The organism is Kovacikia sp. CALU 1929 (genome assembly GCF_056784235.1).
The window spans coordinates 103,274-125,649 of the sequence record NZ_JBXBCF010000090.1; the positions used below are offsets into that span (position 1 = coordinate 103,274).

Annotated in this window: 21 protein-coding genes; 13 read left to right on the forward strand and 8 right to left on the reverse strand. The window is 49.0% G+C overall.

What is annotated here, in order from left to right:
* The first annotated feature begins 74 nt into the window (after window positions 1-74).
* Window positions 75-548, forward strand: coding sequence for a putative toxin-antitoxin system toxin component, PIN family (locus AC1S52_RS24925; protein WP_482031742.1), 474 nt, complete (start codon window positions 75-77; stop codon window positions 546-548).
* On the forward strand, window positions 545-886 hold the full coding sequence (locus AC1S52_RS24930; RefSeq protein WP_482031743.1) for a YlcI/YnfO family protein: 342 nt from the start codon (window positions 545-547) through the stop codon (window positions 884-886). Before AC1S52_RS24925 ends, AC1S52_RS24930 begins: the two co-directional genes overlap by 4 nt.
* Before the next feature lie 238 nt (window positions 887-1,124).
* Here the strand turns inward: AC1S52_RS24930 and AC1S52_RS24935 are convergent, their stop codons facing one another.
* On the reverse strand, window positions 1,125-1,610 hold the full coding sequence (locus tag AC1S52_RS24935; RefSeq protein ID WP_482031744.1) for a molybdenum cofactor biosynthesis protein MoaE: 486 nt from the start codon (window positions 1,608-1,610) through the stop codon (window positions 1,125-1,127).
* A 36-nt stretch (window positions 1,611-1,646) separates the two neighbouring features.
* Here AC1S52_RS24935 and AC1S52_RS24940 point away from each other — a divergent pair, with 36 nt between their 5' ends.
* Window positions 1,647-1,781 (forward strand): hypothetical protein, encoded by a 135-nt coding sequence (locus tag AC1S52_RS24940; RefSeq protein WP_482031745.1) that lies wholly within the window; start codon window positions 1,647-1,649, stop codon window positions 1,779-1,781.
* Window positions 1,782-1,819: 38 nt separating this feature from the next.
* Window positions 1,820-2,608, forward strand: coding sequence for a YdcF family protein (locus AC1S52_RS24945; RefSeq protein ID WP_482031746.1), 789 nt, complete (start codon window positions 1,820-1,822; stop codon window positions 2,606-2,608).
* A gap of 32 nt (window positions 2,609-2,640) precedes the next feature.
* Here the strand turns inward: AC1S52_RS24945 and AC1S52_RS24950 are convergent, their stop codons facing one another.
* Window positions 2,641-3,387 (reverse strand): class I SAM-dependent methyltransferase, encoded by a 747-nt coding sequence (locus AC1S52_RS24950; RefSeq protein WP_482031747.1) that lies wholly within the window; start codon window positions 3,385-3,387, stop codon window positions 2,641-2,643.
* A gap of 114 nt (window positions 3,388-3,501) precedes the next feature.
* Window positions 3,502-3,681, reverse strand: a complete 180-nt coding sequence (locus AC1S52_RS24955; protein ID WP_482031748.1) for a hypothetical protein — start codon at window positions 3,679-3,681, stop codon at window positions 3,502-3,504.
* A 672-nt stretch (window positions 3,682-4,353) separates the two neighbouring features.
* Here AC1S52_RS24955 and AC1S52_RS24960 point away from each other — a divergent pair.
* Entirely contained in the window at window positions 4,354-6,879 is a 2,526-nt protein-coding gene (locus AC1S52_RS24960) for a sugar phosphate nucleotidyltransferase (protein ID WP_482031849.1), read from the forward strand.
* 14 nt (window positions 6,880-6,893) lie between these two features.
* On the opposite strand, the gene AC1S52_RS24965 is transcribed toward AC1S52_RS24960, so the two are convergent.
* From AC1S52_RS24965 to AC1S52_RS24980, 4 genes are all read right to left on the reverse strand, one after another.
* Window positions 6,894-7,706: a tetratricopeptide repeat protein gene (locus tag AC1S52_RS24965; protein WP_482031749.1), complete on the reverse strand. Its 813-nt coding sequence runs from the start codon at window positions 7,704-7,706 to the stop codon at window positions 6,894-6,896.
* 123 nt (window positions 7,707-7,829) lie between these two features.
* Window positions 7,830-8,006, reverse strand: a complete 177-nt coding sequence (locus AC1S52_RS24970) for a hypothetical protein (RefSeq protein ID WP_482031750.1) — start codon at window positions 8,004-8,006, stop codon at window positions 7,830-7,832.
* Window positions 7,990-8,817 (reverse strand): tetratricopeptide repeat protein, encoded by an 828-nt coding sequence (locus AC1S52_RS24975; RefSeq protein ID WP_482031751.1) that lies wholly within the window; start codon window positions 8,815-8,817, stop codon window positions 7,990-7,992. Before AC1S52_RS24975 ends, AC1S52_RS24970 begins: the two co-directional genes overlap by 17 nt.
* 241 nt (window positions 8,818-9,058) lie before the next feature.
* The gene (locus AC1S52_RS24980; protein ID WP_482031752.1) at window positions 9,059-9,883 is read right to left on the reverse strand and encodes a tetratricopeptide repeat protein; all 825 of its coding nucleotides are present in this window, start codon (window positions 9,881-9,883) and stop codon (window positions 9,059-9,061) included.
* 96 nt (window positions 9,884-9,979) lie between these two features.
* Between AC1S52_RS24980 and AC1S52_RS24985 the strand changes: the two genes are divergently transcribed.
* The 5 genes from AC1S52_RS24985 to AC1S52_RS25005 all read left to right on the forward strand — a co-directional run bounded on the left by AC1S52_RS24985 (window position 9,980) and on the right by AC1S52_RS25005 (window position 15,934).
* Window positions 9,980-10,234, forward strand: coding sequence for a hypothetical protein (locus AC1S52_RS24985; RefSeq protein WP_482031753.1), 255 nt, complete (start codon window positions 9,980-9,982; stop codon window positions 10,232-10,234).
* A 249-nt stretch (window positions 10,235-10,483) separates the two neighbouring features.
* On the forward strand, window positions 10,484-12,349 hold the full coding sequence (locus AC1S52_RS24990) for an NAD(P)H-quinone oxidoreductase subunit F (RefSeq protein WP_482031754.1): 1,866 nt from the start codon (window positions 10,484-10,486) through the stop codon (window positions 12,347-12,349).
* A gap of 82 nt (window positions 12,350-12,431) precedes the next feature.
* Complete coding sequence (locus AC1S52_RS24995) at window positions 12,432-13,925, forward strand: NADH-quinone oxidoreductase subunit M (RefSeq protein ID WP_482031755.1); 1,494 nt, start codon at window positions 12,432-12,434, stop codon at window positions 13,923-13,925.
* 153 nt (window positions 13,926-14,078) lie between these two features.
* The gene (locus AC1S52_RS25000; protein ID WP_482031756.1) at window positions 14,079-15,374 is read left to right on the forward strand and encodes a CO2 hydration protein; all 1,296 of its coding nucleotides are present in this window, start codon (window positions 14,079-14,081) and stop codon (window positions 15,372-15,374) included.
* 158 nt (window positions 15,375-15,532) lie between these two features.
* Window positions 15,533-15,934, forward strand: a complete 402-nt coding sequence (locus AC1S52_RS25005; protein WP_482031757.1) for a fasciclin domain-containing protein — start codon at window positions 15,533-15,535, stop codon at window positions 15,932-15,934.
* 190 nt (window positions 15,935-16,124) lie between these two features.
* On the opposite strand, the gene AC1S52_RS25010 is transcribed toward AC1S52_RS25005, so the two are convergent.
* Window positions 16,125-17,528, reverse strand: coding sequence for a tetratricopeptide repeat protein (locus tag AC1S52_RS25010; protein ID WP_482031758.1), 1,404 nt, complete (start codon window positions 17,526-17,528; stop codon window positions 16,125-16,127).
* 768 nt (window positions 17,529-18,296) lie between these two features.
* Between AC1S52_RS25010 and AC1S52_RS25015 the strand changes: the two genes are divergently transcribed.
* The 3 genes from AC1S52_RS25015 (at window position 18,297) to AC1S52_RS25025 (ending at window position 22,240) form a co-directional block, all read left to right on the forward strand.
* Window positions 18,297-19,721 (forward strand): acyltransferase family protein, encoded by a 1,425-nt coding sequence (locus tag AC1S52_RS25015; protein WP_482031759.1) that lies wholly within the window; start codon window positions 18,297-18,299, stop codon window positions 19,719-19,721.
* A gap of 70 nt (window positions 19,722-19,791) precedes the next feature.
* Complete coding sequence (locus AC1S52_RS25020) at window positions 19,792-21,273, forward strand: glycosyltransferase family 2 protein (RefSeq protein ID WP_482031760.1); 1,482 nt, start codon at window positions 19,792-19,794, stop codon at window positions 21,271-21,273.
* Window positions 21,274-21,283: 10 nt separating this feature from the next.
* Window positions 21,284-22,240 (forward strand): beta-galactosidase, encoded by a 957-nt coding sequence (locus AC1S52_RS25025; protein WP_482031761.1) that lies wholly within the window; start codon window positions 21,284-21,286, stop codon window positions 22,238-22,240.
* Window positions 22,241-22,376 lie beyond the last annotated feature (136 nt).

Here is a 22,376-nt window from a genome sequence, read left to right on the forward strand (position 1 = left end):
TCTCGCTTCGTTTCAATTGTTGGGGCGTTCTTTCAAAGCTATCTGTCGGTCTTCTGAATTGCTATGGCAAACCCATGTCTCGGCACTGCCTGTGGTGCTATAGTGGTGTCATGCCTGGTTCAGCTTTACTTCGGATTGTTCTCGATACCAATGTCGTATTTGAAGGTCTGACCAAGAAAGGCGGGGCTTCAAGTCTGATTATCGATGCCTGGTTGGCTGGGCTGATGTTAGTTTGTATCTCCAATGCGCTTGCCTATGAATATGATGACGTGCTGTCTCGCAAGCTCTCAGAAGAACGTTTGAGTAAACTGCAACCTGTGTTGGGGCAACTTCTGAGTATTGCTCAATACACAAATATTTATTTCTCGTGGCGACCGACTTCCCCAGACGCAGGTGACGATCTCGTGATCGATTGCGCGATGAATGCAGGTGCAATCGTGGTTACGTCTAATATTCGAGATTTTCAGAGTGCGAAAAAGTCGTTGGGACTGCGAATTTTAACACCTGTGCAGTTTGTGGGCATATTAGTATCAGGAGAAAAGTTATGAGCCGATTAACCTTACGATTACCTGAAACCTTGCATCAACAGCTTGCTCATCTCGCTGAAACTGAAGGTGTATCGCTGAATCAGTATATTGTCTATGCATTAACTCGTCAGGCAGCCTTAGCTCATGTGATTCAGGGCATCCCAAAAGCGGAAGTTGAACAGCAACAGCAGGCATTCCAGTCATTGATAAAGCAATTAGGGCAAGCTTCGTCAGCTGAGATTGAGTCTGTTTTAGCGACACGTGAGCAAACTGAGCCAGAAGCAAATCTGAGTGCAGATGTCGTTGCGCGTCTCAAAGAACAAATCCAGGCGGGTATGAATAGATCAGATCGGAGTTAGCGTCAGCCAGATAACAAGTCGTTGGAGCGGCGAACAGAGTTTCCTCGCCCCACTCAAGTTGATAGATCGCCGCTCAACTTGGTCGTTAGCCTGCCAAAACCCCTTTCAAAAAGAAGCCTACAGTTTTTATCATTTTGTGAAAAACGATTACATTCATAGTCTTTGACTGTATATCCAAAGGGTGGATGAGAAGCGCATTGTTTTTTTACAGAAATGCTCCTTTCCTCGACAGATACGTTCAGAGAGACTGTTCACAAGCACCGATACTAACCCAACTACTCGATCCATCACTCCAATGTTCTTTTTTCCAGATGGGCGCATTGTGTTTTAGCGTATCGATCGCGTACTTGCACGCCTCAAATGCCTCCGTCCGATGGGGACAGCCCACAGCAACCAGAACGCTAATTTCCCCAATCTGCAACTGACCAATGCGATGGTGAATCACCACATGGGTTGCCTCTGTCCAGGTCAGACGAATCTCGGCGGCAATTTGCTGAAACACCCGTATTGCCATTGGTTCATACGCCTGGTATTCCAGGGCAACAACAGGTTTACCATCCGTGCTGTTGCGAACCATACCACTCATCACAACAACGGCTCCATTTGCCGGATCATCTGCCCGTGTGTAAACGTCTTCTAACGACAATGGTGCAAAAGTAATGGCGAAATGATCACCTGTATGGGGCTGAGCCAACTTTGCAGGAGAGATTTTTGTCAAATTCATGGAGTTTTGGATAGAGCGTTGCTTCTATTCTGACGGATGCAGTCTGTTGATGGACGATTTCGGCAACAAGCCCCATCAACCCATCCCTTCTTTCTACTGCTACCTCCTGCCTTCTATCACCCGCCATCTCTAGCGGACGCGATCGCCTGGACAGAGCCATTAAAATGGTAGGGGTTTTGCCGTCAATCGGGTTTTAACGAGGTAGGCAGATGTTAGAGTCCAGTCTTTGCCCTCGCACATACAGTCGATGGGTGGCGTTCACCTCCCTAATTTCCCATACCTTTGCCACAACAGCGATCCCCTGGTCTGTACGGATAGCCGCGATCGCCCTTTTAGTTCTGGGGCTTGGCTGTCTGGTAGGGCTGATTTGGCGACATCAGGGGCAGCATAAATCTCGTGGATTCCGGTGGAATCGGCGGCTGACTCGGTTGGTGATCGCATGCACCACCATTTGCCTGCTGGTAACTTCACCCCCCGGTATTCACCTGGCAACCCAAGCGCTGGTGAGCAGCGTCCCACTCCTGACTGCCCCGAAGACATCCGATTCCAGTGTAGATGCCATTGTAGTCTTAGGCAGGGGACCGAAAATGTTAGCCGACCGGGTTGCCGTAGCAGCTACCCTATGGCAAACAGGACAGGCACCCCGAATCTTTATCAGTGGTCATGGGGATGCTTTTGCAATCAAGCACCAGCTTAAGGAAAAAGGTGTGGCTGAACAGGCAGTTGATGGAGAGGATTGTTCCATGACCACTCAAGAAAATGGAAAATTCACCGCCGATGTTTTGCGCCCTCAAGGTATCCAGAAAATTTTACTGGTCACCGATCCGCCCCACATGCTGCGATCACTCCTGACCTTCCGGCGGTTTGGCTTTGAGGTATTTCCATCCGCCACCCCAATGTCAACTGAGCTGGGGTACCGCGAGAAAGCCGCGATCGTCTTTCGGGAGTACGGAGGTTTAATAAGTTACGTCTTTCAAGGCAGATTGTTTAGCAAGTGAGGAACCGGATCAGTGGTTAGTTGCTGGTTGTCTCACACCCTCACCTTATAAAGTTGAAACAACTCACCCGGCAACGTTTTCACAATTTGTCCGCCCGATGCTTGAATCATCTTTTTCCAGTCTGCTGCCGATTCCAGAAACACTTCGGCACCGAGATAGGTTTCTAAAATTGCCCAGTTTTCCGCCACAGGTATTTCTGCATCCAATACATCAAAGACAAAGAAGCCACCAGATTTTAACACCTTTTTGACAGCGGCAAGCACCTCTGCCCAGTAATCGACAGGATAATAGCAACTGACACCTGTCGCGATCGCCAGGTCAAAGGGTTGGCTCGTATCGTACTCTAACTGGTGCGCCGGAGCCAGGGTTACACCCTTAAATAGCTTCGAGTTTAGTTGGGGACCTCTAGCGTTCAGGGTATCGCGTGCGACCGTACTCACTTCCTGTCCATAGAACAGAGCGCCCCAATCGCGCCAGGGATAAATTAGAAAACTGACCCCACAGCCAATATCTAAACAGCGCTGGTTTTTTTGAGGTTGAGCCAGTTGCCAAAAAGGAGAAGCCAGCTTTGCCTGGAGGATTCCGGCTGCGCGCTCTTGGGCAACGGGCATTGACTTGACCTCCTCTGGCAAATCGAAGGGTTCGCCCCGATATTCCCGATTAAAACGGTGAGCCACGGTGGCGATGAGATCATCCCAGTTTTGAGATTTTTTTAGCTCTCCAAAATAGCTGCCACTAGAAAAGGCTGACTGGGATCCAGAATTTTGCTTCTTTGCCATATAAAACCTCTACCAAGCCCCCCGAAATCTTCAAGATTTCGGGGGGCTGAAACTTGTTAATTCAGTGCCATTCAATACTGAGACAGGCTTACGCCAAGCTTTACTAGATTCTGCTTATCCTTTCAGTGCCCGATTGAAGTTTTGGCGGTAAGACTTGTTAAAGATCAGGACGGGCCACATCAGAGAAAGGTAAAGCTTCCCCTCGCTGAAATTGGTTCGTCTGAAGCCAGTCCAGAACTTCCAGATTCCACCCGTGTAAATTCCTGCTAGCACAATGCCAATTAGGACTTCCATTCATTTATCCTCAGTTGACTGAAACTCGAATTTTAAGACCAGGGCAATTTTTAATTCGGTATGGTACCTCTGAAAGCCTATCCGAAAAGCCTTAATTGCTAGGCTCAGGACTGATCCCAGACATTTATCGGATCGGCTTTTGGTCAGGTTAGAGGTTGAGCTTAGGAAAAACTACACTTTAAAGCGCTGTCATCCCGGATAGCGCTAAGGTGTAGACAGACCTTTTTGAATCATAGTTCACAAGCTCCAAAACCTTTTGAATAGCCCTTGTAGTTCTATCCTACTCACAGGCGATTGGTATCTGGCAACTCAAGTCAAAACTGGAGTGGCGATCGCGTTAAAAAGTATTACAGCGCGGTGATGGATTCAAGGAGTTTGACTTGCTAAAAGCCTGAGAGCTATTGCTTTGAGAGTCTTTGGCAGGAACAGCGAAAGGTTGAAAAGGTATGGGCGATCGCGACCTTTGGGTAGATACCTAAATCATTATTCCGTTAGAAACTATAGATCCGGGCAAAATTTGATGATAGGAACCTGGTGGTCTGTCAAGAATTATTTTGTGGGTTGAAAACCCAAAAGTAATAACCCCCTTCCTATCCAGACTGACAAACACAAAGTTGACAAACCACTAGTTGACAGGGCAAACAGCACGGAGGTTTTATGCGGGCAGTGTTAATGGCAGGGGGATCGGGGACACGGCTCAGACCGCTCACCTGTGATTTACCAAAACCAATGGTCCCAGTACTGAACCGCCCAATTGCTGAACATATTCTCAATCTCTTAAGACGGCATTACATCACCGAAATCATTGCCACGTTGCACTACCTACCAGATGTGATGCGGGACTATTTTCAGGATGGTAGCGATTTTGGGGTACAAATGACCTACGCGGTTGAAGAAGACCAACCCCTTGGTACCGCAGGCTGTGTCAAAAATATCGCGGAATTGCTGGATGGCACATTTCTGGTCATTAGTGGAGACAGCATCACAGACTTTGACCTCAGCGCAGCCATTCGGTTTCACCGCCAGAATAAGTCCAAAGCAACGCTAGTGTTGACCCGAGTTCCCAACCCAATTGAGTTTGGGGTCGTGATTACCGACGAAAACCACCTCATTTGCCGGTTTCTGGAAAAACCATCTACCAGCGAAATCTTTTCGGATACGGTGAACACCGGCATGTATATCCTGGAACCCGAAGTATTGGATTATCTGCCAGCGAATCAGGAAACCGACTTTTCCAAAGACCTTTTTCCTCTGTTGCTGGAAAAAGGTGAACCCATGTATGGCTTCATTGCAGAGGGCTACTGGTGTGATGTCGGGCACCTGGATGCTTACCGGGATGCTCAGTACGATGGTTTGCAGCGCAAAGTAAAGCTGGAATTTACCTACGAGGAGCGATCGCCGGGTATATGGGTCGGTCAAAATACTCATATTGATCAGAGTGCAAAGCTAGAAGCTCCTGTCCTGATAGGCAGCAATTGCCGCATTGGTCAACGGGTACAGCTCGATGCTGGGACAGTGATTGGCGATAATGTCACCATTGGAGCCGATGCTGACCTTAAGCGTCCCATTATTTGGAATGGGGCAATTATCGGAGAAGAAGCTCATTTGCGAGCCTGTGTCATTGCTCGGGGCGCACGGGTGGATCGGCGTGCTCATGTTCTAGAAGGAGCAGTCGTTGGTCCCCTTTCCACGATTGGGGAAGAAGCACAGGTTAGTCCCGGTGTGCGGATATGGCCCAGCAAGCGGGTAGAACCAGGGGCAACCCTCAATCTCAATTTGATCTGGGGGCATACGGCACAGCGCAATTTGTTTGGTCAGCGGGGTGTATCGGGACTGGCGAATATTGATATCACCCCAGAGTTTGCCGTCAAGTTAGGCGCTGCCTATGGCTCTACCCTCAAATCTGGTTCCCATGTGGCGGTCTCCCGTGACCAGCGTAGTATTTCACGGATGGTTTCGCGATCGCTAATTTCGGGGCTAATGTCGGTAGGCGTGAACGTACAAAACCTGGAAGCCACTGCCATTCCCCTTGCCCGCTCGATTGTGCCGACCCTTTCCATCGCAGGCGGTATCCATGTGCGGGTACACCCCGATCGCACAGACTACATCCTAATTGAGTTCTTTGACCACAAGGGTATCAATATATCCAAAGCCCGCGAGAAGAAAATTGAAGGAGCTTACTTCAAAGAAGACTTCCGCCGTGCCCAAATCCACGAAATTGGTAATGTGGTCTATGCCAATCAAGTCGTAGACATTTATGGCACCTGTTTTGAGAAACATCTGAATATTGAAGCCATCCGTCACAGCAGTTCTAAAGTCGTGATTGACTACGCCTATGCGGTGTCAGGGGCAGTGTTACCCCAACTGCTGGCAAAATTTGGCTGCGATGCTGTTGTTCTAAACGCCAGCCTGACCCAAACAGCCCCCACCATTGCCGATCGCGAAACTTTGCTGACTCAGCTCGGACATGTCGTTGAGGCATTAAAAGCTACTTTTGGGGTCCAGGTGTCGGCAAATGGAGAGCAACTCATTCTGGTGGATGAAACGGGTAGCCCCATTCGGAGCGAAACTCTGACCGCGTTGATGGTTGAAACGATTCTGACACACCATCCCAGAAGTACTGTGGTAGTGCCCGTTCATGCCTGTAGCGCAGTAGAGCAAATTGCCCTTCGTCATGATGGCAGAGTCATTCGCACGAAGGCAAGTCCGACTGCTCTGATGGAAGCTTGTCACACCAACCCAAATGTGGTGCTGGGTGGTAGTGGTGATATGGGCTTCATCTTCCCCCAACTGCATCCGGGGTTTGATGCCATGTTCTGCATTGCCAAATTGATTGAGATGCTGACCATCCAGGAACGATCCCTGGGAAATATTCGCTCAGAACTGCCCCGGATTAGCCACAAGAGTTGCTCGGTCCGCTGTCCCTGGACTGCGAAGGGCGCGTTGATGCGTCATCTGGTTGAAACCCATCCGGTTGAGCGTCTGGAACTGGTGGATGGGGTAAAAATCTTTAACTATCGGCAGGACAACTGGGTGCTAATTCTACCGGATGCGGGAGAACCGCTGGTTCATATTTACGCCAACGGTAGCGATCGCAGTTGGGTAGATGAAACCTTACGTGAGTATCGCCTGCGGGTGCAAGAGTTCGTAGATGAGAGTGAGCAGCGAGAGGAAGCCAGAAGTGAAAGCGCATATTAGACCTTATATCGCCTTTAACCTTCCAGAAGTTCTATAAAACGAGCATCTTGCCGAATCCGTTGAAAGTTCGCATCAGTGTTTGCCATGACACGACAAAGGTAAGGACTGAACTCAATTGCCTGGTTTAAGTTTTCAATTGCCTGATCAGCATTGCCCTGAAGCGCAAAACAGCAGGCTCTACCGTACCAGGCATTAGCATTCTTGGATTTGACTTTTAACGATTTGTCAAAACACCCCAATGCCTCATCAAACCGACCTAGCTTTGCCAGTACCATGCCCCGGTAGTTCCAGGCATAGTGACAGGTTCGCTTAATCAGCAGGGCATTTTCCAGGCTGGTCAAGGCATCATTGAGACGGTTCAGGCAGGTCAGCGCAACTGCCCGGTTGTACCAGGCTTTGTAACTGTCAGATTTGAGTTCTAACACTTTATCAAAGCTAGCGATCGCTTCCTTGTAGCGACACAGACTGATCAACGCCTTACCCTGGTTTTGCCATGCCCGGTAGTCATCAGGCTGGAGTTTTAATGCCCGGTTAAAGCTGGATATGGCTTCTTCGTAGTGGGTTAGCTTGGCTAAAGCAATTCCTTTTCCCTGCCATGCAGGTCCATATTTTGGAAAAATTGCCAGTGCCCGTTCAAAGCTTTTAACCGCTTCCTCATATTGCCCTGAACTCTCCAACGCATAACCCCGACAGCTCCAGGCTTTGTAGTCTTCTGGTTTAACCGCTAGCACCTTGTCATACCGGGCAACTGCCCCTTCATAGTGCCCCAACTCGCGGAGCACATGTCCCTGGCTATAAAAAATCTCCGAATCGTCGCTCTGGCTCATAGGACTGCTGGATTAGCATCGCTGATTTCAGGATGACTGTATTATGCCCTGATCATTCAGCTTTGCCATCGCAAGAAAAGGAGTGGTGCTGATTAGCAGTATGAATTGGAACGAAGTTTCAATTCATACAACTCTCCATTCATACCCAAAATCAGCAACGCCAGAAAAGGAGATAGGGGTTAGGAAGGCAGCGGCGCAGAGGGCAGCGGCAGAACTAGCAATGGCGAATTTGTCGTAGGTGAGCAACGACTGATTCCTGACTTCTGACTCCTGGCTATTGCCCCTACTTCCCTCTTTCATCTAGCAAAGCGACAAACCGCTTATCTCGACGCAGAGCATCAAAGTCGGAGTTGGTTTTAGCAATTTCACGATACTCGTCCGGGCTGATTTCAACTGCCCGTTGCAGATTTTCAAATGCCAGGTCAAAGTCTCCCTGGAGAGCGTAACAGCACGCCTTATTGTAGAGGGTATTCGGATTGTTGGGCTTTAGTTCTAGCGCTTTATCGTAGCTGGAGAGCGCAGCTTCTAAATGGCCCAGATGATACAGAGCATTGCCCCGGTTTGTCCAGGCTTCTTCAAAGTAGGGGTTAAACTCCAGGGCTTTATCGTAGCTGGCAACGACTTTCTCTAGCTGGTTGAGCTTTCGTAACGCTAGCGCCCGGTTATACCATGCCCAGTAGTAGTCCGGCTTGAACTCAATTGCCCGATCATAACTGCTAATAGAGTCTTCAAACCGTCCCTGGTTTCGCAGAGAAATACCCCGGTTGTACCACGCCCAATAATAGCTGGGTCTAAACTTAATTGCCTGGTCGTAGCTAGCGATCGCTTCTTCGTAGCGGCAGAGATCGTCAAGAGCGCTGCCCCGATTATTCCATGCTTCTGGAAAACCCGGCTCATACTCAAGCGCGTGATTATAGCTAACAATGGCTTCCTCGTATCGTCCTAAATGATACAAAGCATTCCCCCGGTTATACCAGGCATCGGGGTAGTCTGATTGCAATTCCAAAGCGCGATCGTAGCTGGCGATAGCAGTGCTGTATTCCTTCTGCTTATTCAGATATAGCCCTTTCTGAAAGAAAAAGGTTACTTCAATATCTTGAGCGTGGCTCATAAACTCTAGATTCTCAGTACAGTGCTTTAGTTAACATGCCCAAAATCGGTGCTAGATAAACAGAAAAATGGAATGGGTGGTAGGGGTCAGGTGCCTATGAACTTCCAAGCTATCCTTTTCCCTTTCAACACTTAACTCCCAACTCCCAACTCTTCACTCTTTACTCTTCACATCTCCACCCTCTCCTCCGCCTGTTCTTTACTCTCGACGCTCCCCTCTTGACTCCTCACTCCTCCCCTCATCATCTTTCCGCTGTCTCATATGCACTGCATGCTAAATGCTGTTTTTTTAAGATTTGACTAAAATGGCAGTCAATCCTTGCAAGGCTGCGGTACAGATCGGGGTTAATTTTCATGGCGTACTGCAAAAAGTTGAGCGCCAGTCCAGTTTCACCCTGAATCGCATAACAACGAGCTTTACCATACCAGGCATCGGGGTTATTAGGTTTACATTCAAGGGAGCGATCGAAGCTATCGATGGCTTCGCTATAACGTTCCAGCTTTGTCAAGATCACACCCCGGTAGTTCCAGGCATAGTAGCAGTTGGGTTTGAGAATCAGTACTTTTTCAAGACTAATTAGGGCTGCTGTTTGATCGCCCAGGTTTGACTGAGCTTTGCTTTGGCTATACCAGGCTTTATAGTCATTTGGCTCGATTTCCAATACCCGTATGAAGCAAGCTAAGGCTTCCTGATGACGGTTTAGATGTGCCAGTGCACTGCCCCGGTTATAGCGAGCTTTGACATCATTGGGGGCAAGCTTTAGCGTTTTGTCAAAGCAAATTAGTGCTTCTTCATAGCAGCCCATTTTTGCCAGGGTGACCCCTTTGCCGTGCCATGCCAGAGAAAATTCAGGATGAATTTTGAGTGCCTGGTCAAAGCTGGAGGTCGCTTCTTGATAGCGTCCGAGATTCTCCAAAGCATAGCCTCGATAGCTCCAGACCTCATAAAGGTCAGACTGTAGAGCTAAAACTTTGTCATATCCTGCGATCGCGGCATCATAGTGTCCCAAATTATACAGGGTATTTCCGTGGCTACACCACGCAGCAGAGTCCAAACGGTTGTCCATGAGATTTTGAAGGAGTCTTGCCTGATCTGTTACATCAAAGGGGCTTGACCAGTTGACGCTTGCAAGAGGTCCTATCTCTAGGATTGCCAAAAAACTTTGCAACTATCTAAAGGTAGATTGAACTTTTTTCAAAGAGTGTATGAAAAGCAAGAGCGAGAGAAAAACGGATGGCTGTTTGCTAAATACGGGATGCCCGATGGGGAAATTTCTAAACAGGCAAATTGGTGTTCAGCGCGGGATAACGTCAAGATCAGTTTTGCGGGTGGAATCGGAATGCAACAGATGTCTAATACTTTGCTTAATTCCAACTTATCTGACCTGGTTACCGCCCCTAAGGTTAGGACGGGTTGAAAGGCTGAAACGACCTTATACTGGGAATAACGCCTTTACCCTTCAATTTTGCCATAGGTTTCAATCTATATCTTTGCATGAAAAAGATTGATTTATGGTTATAAATATTTAGCTTTATGCTTTTGATATAGAAGGGTTGCAACAAGCAACTCACCCGTTTATACAAACGGTTCTCTCATCGTTTGAGAAGAGATAGATTTCCTTCCTTCTGACTAACCCTATCCCTTTCAAGTCCTACAGGTAAACTGCATGGCTTCATTTTTGCTTGAAACCGTTTGGCTCATTCCCTGCTACGCACTTGTTGGTGTAATTGCCTCTGCCCTCTGGTCACCAGCACTGATTCGTCGGAGTGGTCCCCGTCCGGCAGGTTATGTCAACCTGTTGATGACCTTGCTTGCCTTTTTGCATAGTCTGGCTGTCTTCCCGTTTGTGTGGCAGCACCCAGCTCAGCAGCTTTCTGTCTCGTGGTTACAAGTGGCAGGATTAGATTTAAATTTACCAATTGAATTTTCTGGCGTGACCGTGGGTGCCAGTTTAGTCGTGACGGGTTTAAATTTGCTGGCACAGGTGTATGCAATTGGTTACCTGGAGATGGACTGGGGTTGGTCACGGTTTTTCGCGCTCCTGGCTCTATTTGAAGCCGGAATGTGTAGCCTGGTGTTTTGCAATTCCCTGTTCTTCGCCTACATCATTCTGGAAATTCTGACCCTGGGTACGTACCTGCTGGTTGGCATCTGGTTCAATCAATCCCTCGTAGTGACGGGTGCCCGCGATGCCTTTTTGACCAAACGGGTGGGCGACCTGTTCCTGCTCATGGGGGTACTGGCAATTTATCCATTGGCAGGCACCTGGGACTTCAATGAACTGGCAAGGTGGTCAGAAACCGCTACGGTTAATCCAACCATCGCCGCCCTGGTTGGACTGGCACTGTTAGCCGGTCCGATGGGTAAGTGTGCTCAATTTCCCCTGCACCTGTGGCTGGATGAGGCGATGGAAGGTCCGGTTCCCAGCACCATTTTGCGTAACTCAGTGGTGGTGGCAACGGGAGCCTGGGTGTTGATTAAGCTTGAACCTGTACTGGCTTTGTCGCCCGTGGTGGTGACCGCAATGATTGTGATCGGGTCTCTAACAGCAGTGGGGGGCACCTTGATCGCGATCGCCCAGATTGATGTTAAACGCTCCCTGTCCTACTCAGTCAGCGCTTACATGGGATTGGTGTTCATCGCCGTGGGCACTGGGCAAACCGAAGCGGCATTATTGCTTATCCTCAGCCATGCTTTAGCGCAGGGACTGTTGGTGATGAGTACTGGGTCGATCGTGTTGAACAACCTGACTCAGGACTTGACCCAGCTAGGCGGATTGTGGAGCCGTCGTCCGATTTCAGGGCTGTGTTGCTTAGTGGGTGTGGCAGGGTTGATTGGGTTGCCGCCCCTGGGTGGATTTTGGGCATTGCTCAAACTGGCAGATGGATTATGGACAACCCAGCCCTGGCTGGTCCCGGTGTTGCTGCTGGTCAATGGGTTAACGGCGTTCAGCATGATCCGTGAGTTTGGGTTAATTTTTGCTGGTTCTCCCAAACAGATGACCGAGCGCTCCCCCGAAAACTTCTGGCTGATTATCCTGCCAATGACGGTTCTGATGGGCATGACTCTGCACCTGCCGCTGATTTTGCAGAGCCTTTCGCTGCTTCCCAGTTGGGCAATGCTCAACAAAGACATGGCGCTACTGCTGTCATGGTCGAGCCTGGTTGGTGGCGGAATTGGAGCAGTCGTCTACGTTGGACAAAGCATTCCCAAACCGATTCAACTGCCCTGGAAACGCATTCAAACCTTATTTGCCTACGACCTTTACACGCCTCAACTCTACCGCTCCAGCATTGTTTTCTGTGTGGATTGGGCATCTCGCATCACCGATTGGTTCGATCGCCGAATTATAGATGGAGTCGTGAATCTGGTCGGAATAGCTTCCCTCTTTAGCGGAGAGGTACTCAAATACAGCAACTCCGGTCAGGGACAGTTTTATGTTTTCACCATTGCTCTGGGTCTAGCTGCAATCGCTGTGAGCATGAGCTGGTCTTTTGTTATGGGTTATTTGTCGTTGGTCATTAGTCATTAGTCATTGGTCATTGGTCATTAGTGATTTGGTTATTAGTGATTAGTCATTTCACTCACCTACCCATCCCAACACCATCAAAACAATGCTAAGCACATTAATCTGGTTGCCTGTTCTGGGTGCGATCGCGATCGCCCTCCTGCCAGTTCGGCAATTAAAATTGGTAGCCCTCTCAATTAGTGGCATTATCCTGCTGTGGTCCCTCTGGATTGCCAGCCAGTTCGATTTCACCACTCCCTTGCTTCAGCTTCAGGAATTCCTGCCCTGGTTACCTACCCTGGGTTTGAATTACCAATTGGGAGTGGATGGATTATCTCTGCCGTTACTGGTTCTCAATAGCCTGCTGACTTGGATCGCCATCTACAGTAGCAAGGAGGAGATTGAACGTCCTCGATTGTTCTACAGCCTGGTTCTCCTGGTTAGCGGTGCCGTTGCAGGAGCGTTCCTGGCTCAGAACTTGCTGCTGTTCTTCCTATTCTACGAAGTGGAATTAGTCCCCTTTTATTTGCTAATTTCCATCTGGGGAGGCGAGAAGCGAAGCTATGCAGCGATTAAATTCCTGCTCTATACCGCCCTCTCCGGTGCTTTGATTTTAGTGGCATTTCTGGGCTTGATCTGGTTGCAGGGGTCTAACAGCTTTGCCTACGAAGCTGTCATGGGACAAACATTGCCCCTGTGGCTCCAGATTGTGTTCCTGGGTCTGATATTGGCAGGGTTTGGCATCAAGATTCCTCTGGTGCCCCTGCATACCTGGTTGCCCGATACCTATGTCGCCGCATCCGCTCCAGTGGCTATTCTGCTAGGGGGCGTGCTGGCAAAGCTTGGCACCTATGGCATCTTTCGGTTTGGACTGGGTCTGTTTCCAGAAGCGTGGGCAACCCTGGCTCCAGGACTGGCAACCTGGGCGACCGTGAGTGTGTTGTACGGGGCAATGGTGGCGATCGCCCAGAAAGACATCAAGCGCATGGTAGCCTATAGCTCGATCGGTCACATGGGCTACATCCTCCTGGGTGGTGCCGCATTGACTGCCCTCAGCCTGGTGGGAGCGATCACTCAAATGGTGGCACATGGGTTGATTCTGGCAATTCTATTCCACCTGGTCGGTGTGGTGGAGGCAAAAGTCGGCACCCGCGATCTGGATGTTCTGAATGGCTTGATGAACCCGATTCGGGGGTTGCCCCTGGTCAGCGCCCTGCTAGTTCTGGGCGGCATGGCAAGCGCAGGAATTCCCGGTCTAGTTGGCTTTGTGTCTGAGTTTCTAGTATTCCAGGGCAGTTACTCTGTCTTCCCCTTGCAAACACTCCTGTGTGTGGTCGGAACCGGTTTAACTGCCGTTTATTTTGTGATTCTGCTGAACCGCACCTGCTTTGGCAAATTAGACAACGCGATCGCCTACTTCCCTAAAGTCGAATGGCGCGAACGGGTTCCAGCATTAATCCTTGCCATCACCATCTTCTTCTTAGGCATTCAACCCACCTGGCTCGTCCGCTGGAGCGAATCCACTAGCACCGCAATGGTCGCAGCCGTTCCTGGTACGGTTCAAATGGCGATCGCTCAGGCTTCAGATGAGGATGGGTAGATGGGGGAAGAGGGGAAAAGGGGAAGAGTAGAAGGTATTTTTTGACTTAATACTCTATGACGTATAAATTCAAGCCTCAAATCTCAAGCTCCACCTTTCCCTGACTCCTCCACCCACTCACCCACTCACCCACCCCTCCACCCCTCCACCCCTATGACCACCGCAACCCTTCCCCAAACCCCGATCCCTCCTTCAACCCATGAATTTGCCGATGTCATCCACCGCTTAGAATCGGGTGGTTCGATGCTGCCCGACACGCCCGAAAATCTCATGCAAATTATTGGGATTTACAAGGCGTATGCGGTGCCTATGGATTTCTATTGGCGAGATTTGCTCTACATTGCTGAGCGGGTGTTTCTCAATCCGTTACCCGCCTTCAAATACTTCCTGCCAAAAGAGTACCTCGACCTGCACAATCACTACGCAGGCGATGATGCCGATCTGCGCATCTGGCGGGGAGAAGCGACTGCCCATCCAGAACTGCTGGAATTTATTGAAAAAGGAGAGATGAAACAGAAACTCCCCAAGCTGTTTCATCATCTGTGGCACGATCGCATCAACATGGAATTTGCAGAAACCTGTATGCGGGCGATGTTCTGGCATCGGGGCATGGGGGGACAGTTTGACCCCTACCTCGATAGCGATGAATACAAAGCCAATGCCGATCGCGCCATTCGCGCCTATTTTCAAGGCAATCCGCTGATGCTGGGACTGTACAAGCTGTTCCCGGAAATGTTTCTGGAGCAGGTGCGGGAATTGTCTTACTATGCGAATCTGGGGTTGTTCTGGGAAGTCATGGCTCCCGTCTTTTTCGAGATGTCTGACCTCTACGATGAGGGCAAATTGACAACCGTGCCAGAGGCAATGAATTTTTTGGTTAACGGTATCTTTGCGATCGCTGGTCGTCCGATTTACCACCATGTTTATATCCGGGGTGAGTGCTACGAAATCATCCCTAAATCAAAGGGCTTCATGTGGCTCTATGAAGCGGCTCTCCCCTATGTGGAAGCCGTCTTTTACCGGACTTCTCCCTTCCGCGGCACCAAGTCCTACAATGCTCAGGCACAGCAGGTTCCAGCGGATCAAAAAGATTTTCACTACGGCATTCTCTACGCCGATGTGTTTCCCGTTGGCTCCGCCGGGATTCCACCCACACTGCTGATGCAGGACATGCTGCACTTCTTGCCTCCCTACCTGGTGGACTACTATCAGCAATTCTGCCGGGGCGAAGATGACATGCTGGTTCAGTTGGGAATCAGTTTCCAGCGATCGATGTACAACGTCACCTCTGCGGTGATCCAGGCATTACGCACCGCCCTGCTCTATCCCCTGGATGACCCCAACTCAAAACACCTAATGGCAAATCGTCACTTTTTCGAGGCTCAACTCGATCGATTCAAACGCCCGGAAGCGCGGTTACGGGACATTCAGTTGCAAGATTATCGGTGAGGTGTGAGGTGGGGGTGTTGTGAGTGATTAGTTGGTCATTGGTTATTGGCAACCCTCATGTCTGAACTTCAAACTCTCAACTTTCAACTTCCCCTCACCCCTCCTACTGACCACTGACCACTGACTACTGACTAACAACGAACAACCGAGGCACATCAATGGCAGACATTGTCGATATCGCAGTCAATGCAGATGGTTTCAAAACGCTGGTTACGGCGGTTCAGGTTGCTAACTTAGTCGAAACGCTGAAAGGTCCAGGTCCGTTCACAGTTTTTGCACCCAATGATGAAGCTTTTGCCAAACTGCCTCCCGGCACCATTCAAACCCTGGTGCAAAATGTCCCCCAACTAACTCGCATTCTCACCTTTCATGTGGTTCCCGGTAAGTGGATGAAGGCGGATCTGGAAAAGGTGGATTCTCTCACATCCATTGAAGGATCACCGATTTGGATTGATACCTCGGATGGGTTTGAGGTTAAAAATGCCACGGTATTGGCAGCCGATATCGAAGCAGACAACGGAGTAATTCACGTCCTCGATCGCGTCATTCTGATGGGATGAACGTTTGCCAGGAGGGCAAATTAAATGCCCATTTCTATGGGGTGTTGTTTGTTGTGAAGCAAAATCTGCCCACGACCATCCATACTAATCTGTACGCCAGATGCTTTCACGCAGTCTGTGAATGTGTTGGAGGTAAACTGACCGATAGACTTCTCACTCTCAACTCCTCACTCTTTACCCAACTCTTTGCTCATGACCGATGGGGAAAAGATTGGATCGACTCGCTAGTTGAGCGGTGGTGGTCGTGAGAGGCTTCACTCTCTTCTCGTTCACCTGCGATCGCGTGTTGTTCTTGCTCTTGTTTGTAGCGTCCGATTGCAAGTTCACGCCGACTCAGGGCATCGGGAAAGTCAGGCTTGATTTGGAGGGCAGTGTCATAACTGCTCACGGCAGCTTTATAATTGCCCAAATGGCTGAAGGCTGCTCCCCGACTATACCAGGCAGGATAAAAGTTTGGGTTAATTGCAAGTGCCCGATCGTAGCTGGCAATAGCTTCCTCATTTTGCCCCATATGACCCAGGGATAAGCCCCGGCGGTACCAGGCTTCACAAAAGTCTGGCTGAAACTGAACCGCTTTGTCAAAGCTATTAATCGCTTCGGTATACCGTCCTAGTTTACGGAGAGCAATGCCGTGGCTGTACCAGGCTTTGGCAAAAGCGGGATTGAGTTTAATGGCTTTCTTATAGCAGGTAAGGGCTTCTTCGTAACGACCTGATTTATGCAGGGCGCAACCCCAGTTATACCAGGCTTCTCGCAGGTTTGGCTTCAAATCTAGAGCCTTACGGTAGCTGGCGATCGCATCTTCGTAGTGTCCTAGTGCATCCAGAGCATTCCCCCGGTTGTACCAGGCTTCATAGAGTTGAGGGTTCAGTTCCAGGGCTTTATTGTAGCTGGCAGTCGCGTCCTCGTGACGTCTCAGTTTATGCAGCATATTGCCCCGGTTGTACCAGGCTCCATACCAATCTGGCTTGATGTTTAACACGCGGTCGTAGCTAACCAGCGCATCGTAATAACAATTGAGTTGATTTAGAGTATTGGCGCGGTTATACCAGGCATTGGAGTAATGGGGTCTGAACTGAATTGCCATATCGTAGCTGGCGATCGCCTCTTGATAGCGTCCCAACTTGTACAACATGATGCCCCGGTTGTACCAGGATTTGGCATATTCTGGGTCAAACTGAAGGGTTTGGTCGTAGCTGGCAAGGGCATCTTCGTAACAGCCGGTTTTATCTAAAGCATTTCCCCGGTTATACCAGACTTGGTGAAAGTCGGGCTTGAGCTTAATGGCTTTGTCATAGCTTGCGATCGCCGCATCATAGCTGCCCAGGTTAAACAGTGCCATGCCATGACTGTTTAATGCTTCTACATAGTCAGGTTTCAAGTCCAGTGCCTGGTTAAAGCTGGTGACAGCCTCTTCATAGCGCCCCAGTTCGTAAAGTGCCACTCCCCTTTGATACCAGGTGAGATAGTCATCAGGGCGAATTCCCAGCACTCGATCGAAGCTGAAAATAGCATCCTCATAGGAACTGACCTGACTAAGCTGCAAGCCCTGCTGGTAAAGAAAGTTAGCTTCTGAATTGGAAACCTGGGGCATATTCAGGACCTGATATTATTGCTTCATTCTACTCACAGGTAAATTTTTGTCTGACAAAGGAACAACCGTCTAAAGCCAGCGCAGTAGGAAATTTCGACTTTTTCAAAGGTAAACCGCAAAAAAATGCCTGGGTTGCTTTTAAGCGGATGAGCTATAGATTAGGTGGATAGATGGATGAACGACTCATCGCCTCACTCCCCATCTATATTTCTACACCAAGGGCATCAAACTTCTGTTACGAAGCACCAGCATCTATCTCAAAGCTAGTGTTTAAATAACCTGACAATAGGCTATAAGACTATAAAGAAGTGTGTACTTTTTCCAGGAGCCACTCTGACCATACAGGTTTCTTCCTAAGAAACCAAAAGGATTCAAATGAGGCTAATCTCACAGAAATTTGTAATGGAATATACTGAACTCTGAGCCGAATAGTGGTTGAAGGCGAGACCTCTAAATTTTGGGAAACCAGAATTTTATAGGTCAGCCATAATCAGGTGTAGAAGTTTTTGAGGCTGAGATCTGCTTAGGAATGAGAATTAAATAAGTTCGGAATTGGGTAGGGGCGGGTTTTGCCGTCAAATCCATCGTGCCAGGCAAATTGGACTGCAAAACACGCCCGTACAGTTTGCGGGGTTATTAAATCCACGATTCTTAGTCCCTGGGCGGGGGAAAGCACCCACAATCTAGAAAAGAATCTGTTTGCAGATTAGCCCGCTTGCTGTAAATAATTTTTCTGACAAATTCTCTATTTATTTTTGCTAAGGATAGATGGTTAATAAAAGGGTTTCTCGATCTCAGCGTTTAGGTTGGCTGGAAGGGGTTCGGATTCTGGGAGTCATTCTTTTATTGCTCTATCATGCCCAGTTGCTTTTTACGGGCTATGCCTATACCCCACAGCCCATTGGTCTTTCAGAAAATTTAGAGCAGTTACTTGCCCCGGTCGAAAGTTTTTCTGATCGGGGCTTGCTACTCCGACTGCTCAGCATTCCGGCATGGTTTGGCTTTCAGTTTGTGGATGTGTTTGTTCTCATCAGCGGCTTTTGCCTCGCACTTTCCCAGAAGGGCAAACCGTTGAATGTTACTGAGTTTCTCAAACGTCGGATACTACGACTGCTGTTTCCCTTTTGGACAATCGTCTGGTTGTCTCTGCCGGTTCTTTGGGCGATCGGGGTAGCGACCAACCTGGCGATTCCCAATCCCTGGCAAATGTTTGCAGCCGCAACCTTTCCCCTCCTGGCTGACTTTAGCGGTGAACTCTTAAGAGCAACCACTAGCACCTGGGGCTTCATGCCGCTAATTTTGAGTTTTGGACTGCTTTTTCCTCTGCTGTGGACTTTGTTGTTACGGTGGGGCACGGTCAATCTACTGCTAGTTAGTACGGTGTTGACAGTGGGCTACCGGGCGCTGGCGGTTTACCAGTTTGATGGACATCCCACCTACGTGTTGTTTGATACCTCGGTTGGCTGGTACCCTTTTCTATTGTTTCCGGCAAAGCTTAGCACCTTTGTGCTTGGCATGGTAATGGGTCATTACTACTGCAAAGGCAAAGGTCCAGTGTTCTGGCAACCCGAAAAAGCTTTAATGGTTGGGATCGGGGTCTACCTTGTAGGCTTTATTTGCCAGTTCTACCGACTGGGCTGGGTTTTTGCAGATCTACTGGTGCCGATTGGTCTCAGCCTCTGCTGTATGGTCTTTTTTCGCACGATCGCCCAGGGGCAGGTCGCAATGGTTCTGAATACATTAGGTCCTTACAGCTACAGTTATTTTCTCCTTTCCAGCCTGGTGGCAGATTATACGATTAAGCTGGTTATTCGGGATAGCCCCTCACTGTATACTCACTGGTTGCCCGTAATGGTGTTGGGGACCTGGGCGATCGCAATTCTGGCTGACTACACGCTGCCTTCTTTGCGGGGATTGGTGATTGGAATTTTGCAGGACGTGGATTATGTACTGAACCGACAACCCGTTGTCCGGCGTCGGGTCTGGACACCCCAGGCAGGAGATCGAGTGTACTATCAGGGCAGGGCTGGTTGGCAGGTGGTGAAAGTAGAAAAACTGCTGGATGAGCAGGAGTTTTTTCTTTGCCAGGTTAGTGATGGACAGCGATCGCTCTGGGTAAATGAAGAAGACCTGGAACTTGCCGGAAATAGCCGCTCCTCATCAGAAGTAAAAAAGGATTCCACTATTTCTTAAATGTTATTTCTTAAATTTGGTGCAGCTTGATTGTTCTTAAGCCAAAATCCCTAACCCTGAGGAGTGAACGATGTTTGACGTGAGGAAGTGGCCGAAAGATTTGCAAAAGCTAGTGTATACCCATATTTTGCTCATCGGCGTTCCTACTATCTTTTATTACTGTCTGCGATTGGGGGGACTGAATCTAGTTGACATTCATGTGGCGATCGCCACTTTTTTTCTGTTCAGTTCCATTGTTATTTTCATTGAGGGCAGCAGTGCTCTATTTCGACGGTTTGCAGTGGAAGGCAAATATTCCCTCCATAACAAGCTAGATAGAGTGCTCCAGCCAATTAAAGTCAGGTTTGGAATTAGTGGCTACCGGCTCCCTATCTCGCCTAGCCCTGTCCCCCGCTGTTCCTTTCTGGTGGCTGCCTATTTGCCCAACGAACAGGACATTATCCTGGAAACGATTCAGTATATTCTGACCCATGTCCAGCGTCCGGCAGGTGGCATGGAATTGATTCTGGCATACAACACCCCAGTCGATTTACCCATTGAAGATGACCTGCGGTTGCTGGCAAAAGCCCATCCCGAATTACGCCTGCTGCGGGTATCCGGTAGCCGTTCTAAGGCAGAAAATTTGAATGCTGCCCTTGATGTGGTGACAGGAGAAATTACCTGCATTTTAGATGCGGACCATCACCCAGCGGTTGATTGTTTTTACCGGGCATGGCGATGGCTGGAGTATGACTACGATATTGTGCAGGGACGCAATATTATTCGCAATCACGCACACAATCTGCTGACTCAATGTATTGCAGTTGAGTTTGAAAGTCTTTATGGAGTCAGCCACGCTGCCAAATCTTTCTTGACAGATTCCACGATTTTCGGCGGTTCCAATGGTTACTGGCGTACCTCGGTTCTGCAACAAATTCGGTTCAACCCAATTATGCTGACCGAAGACATTGATGCGTCGATGCGAACCCTGCTAAGCGGTTACCGTATTGTTCACGATCGCAGCATTATTACAACCGAACTGGCACCTGCCGACTTTCACTCCTTCTGGTTTCAACGTAAACGATGGGCCCAGGGATGGCTGGAAGTGAGCTTCAAGTATCAGCGGCGCGTTTGGCGATCGAGAAAGCTGACGCTCTTGCAGAAATTTTATTGGACTTATTTACTCTATTACTGCGTGTTTTACTCATTAATTGCACTGCAAATCCTGCCGCTCATTGTCAGCTTGTTTTTGTTTCACGGTTACCTGCCACCTTCTGAAAATCCATATCTGCTGTTCAGCACGATTGTTACCTTTTCCAGCGGTATTTTTCAAACGCTGGTCACGATGCGCGTTGCGGCTGTTCGCTACCCAATGTTTTATTTTATTCAGCATTCAGTATTGATCTTTATTTACACGGTTTTCAAAAACATGATTTCAGTCGTTGGTTTGTATGATCATCTGCACGGCTTGAATCAATGGGTTGTGACCCCACGGGGGAACCAGCGGCAGCGCGAAATTGCTATCCAGGAAGCAACGATTTTGGCATCCACTGCGCTTAGAACCACAAAATAGCGGTGAGTGGATGGTGATTCTGGGAACCACATTCAGTCAGCTTCAATGCCGGTACATGGGCTTGGATGATCGGGAAACATTCCAATACCTCTGCTCCCTGGGTTTTCGCCGGGTGCGGCTATGTAGCTACTGGGATGAAATTGAACCGATCAACAATCAGTTTAATTTTTCAACCCTGGACTGGCTGTTGGATGAAAGCCACCGATATGGGATTGAGGTGATACTAACAGTAGGGATGAAAGCCCCCCGCTGGGCAGAATTCCATTTTCCAAATTGGTTGAGTAGCCGCAATGACACCTCTGGCAGTTCTCAACCAATTGACCGACATCCAGAAATTCGCGATCGCACCATCCATTTTGTCGAACAAGTCGTTGACCACACCCGCTCTGCTCCAGCTATAAAGTACTGGCAGATCGAGAATGAACCCTTTGCCCGTCTAGAAATTACGGGTGGGCGGTTCCTCAGCGAACCGTTTGTGCGGCAGGAGGTGGAGCGAGTGCGATCGCTTGCCTTACCGCACCAGAAAATTCTGCTTACCAATGCTATTACCCTACCTGCTGCCCAGTTTCCCACAGACGATCGAGCTTTCCGCGCCAGTCTTACTCTGGCGGATGCCGTTGGTATAAACGTCTACACAAAAGTGCCCATTGGCAATTCCCCTTTTTATGTAGAGGCACTACCACCCTTGTGGAACAAATTGAAGCACTGGCAGCAAATCCTCCTCACCAGTGGTAAAGAAGCCTGGATCGCCGAAGCTCAGGCAGAACCCTGGGAACCGAATCAATTGGTTGCAGTAAAGAACATTGACTATCCCAGTTCCAATCCTGCAAGGGTACAAACCCTGGTTACCCAACTGACGGCAATTGGCTACACTACTATTTTGCTATGGGGATGTGAGTACTGGTACTGGCACCAAAAAAATGGACGGAATAGCTGGAATTTAATGGTTCAGAGGTTACTGGGTTAAATCCCTTTGAAGTGAGGTGCTCGCTGCTGTAGCCCTTTTCAAGGGTTTGAGGTACGGTGGGACGCAGAGTGTCCCACCGTACCTCAAACTTCCATTTCCATCAGACCCAGTACTATTACATTCTTTAAAGTTTTAC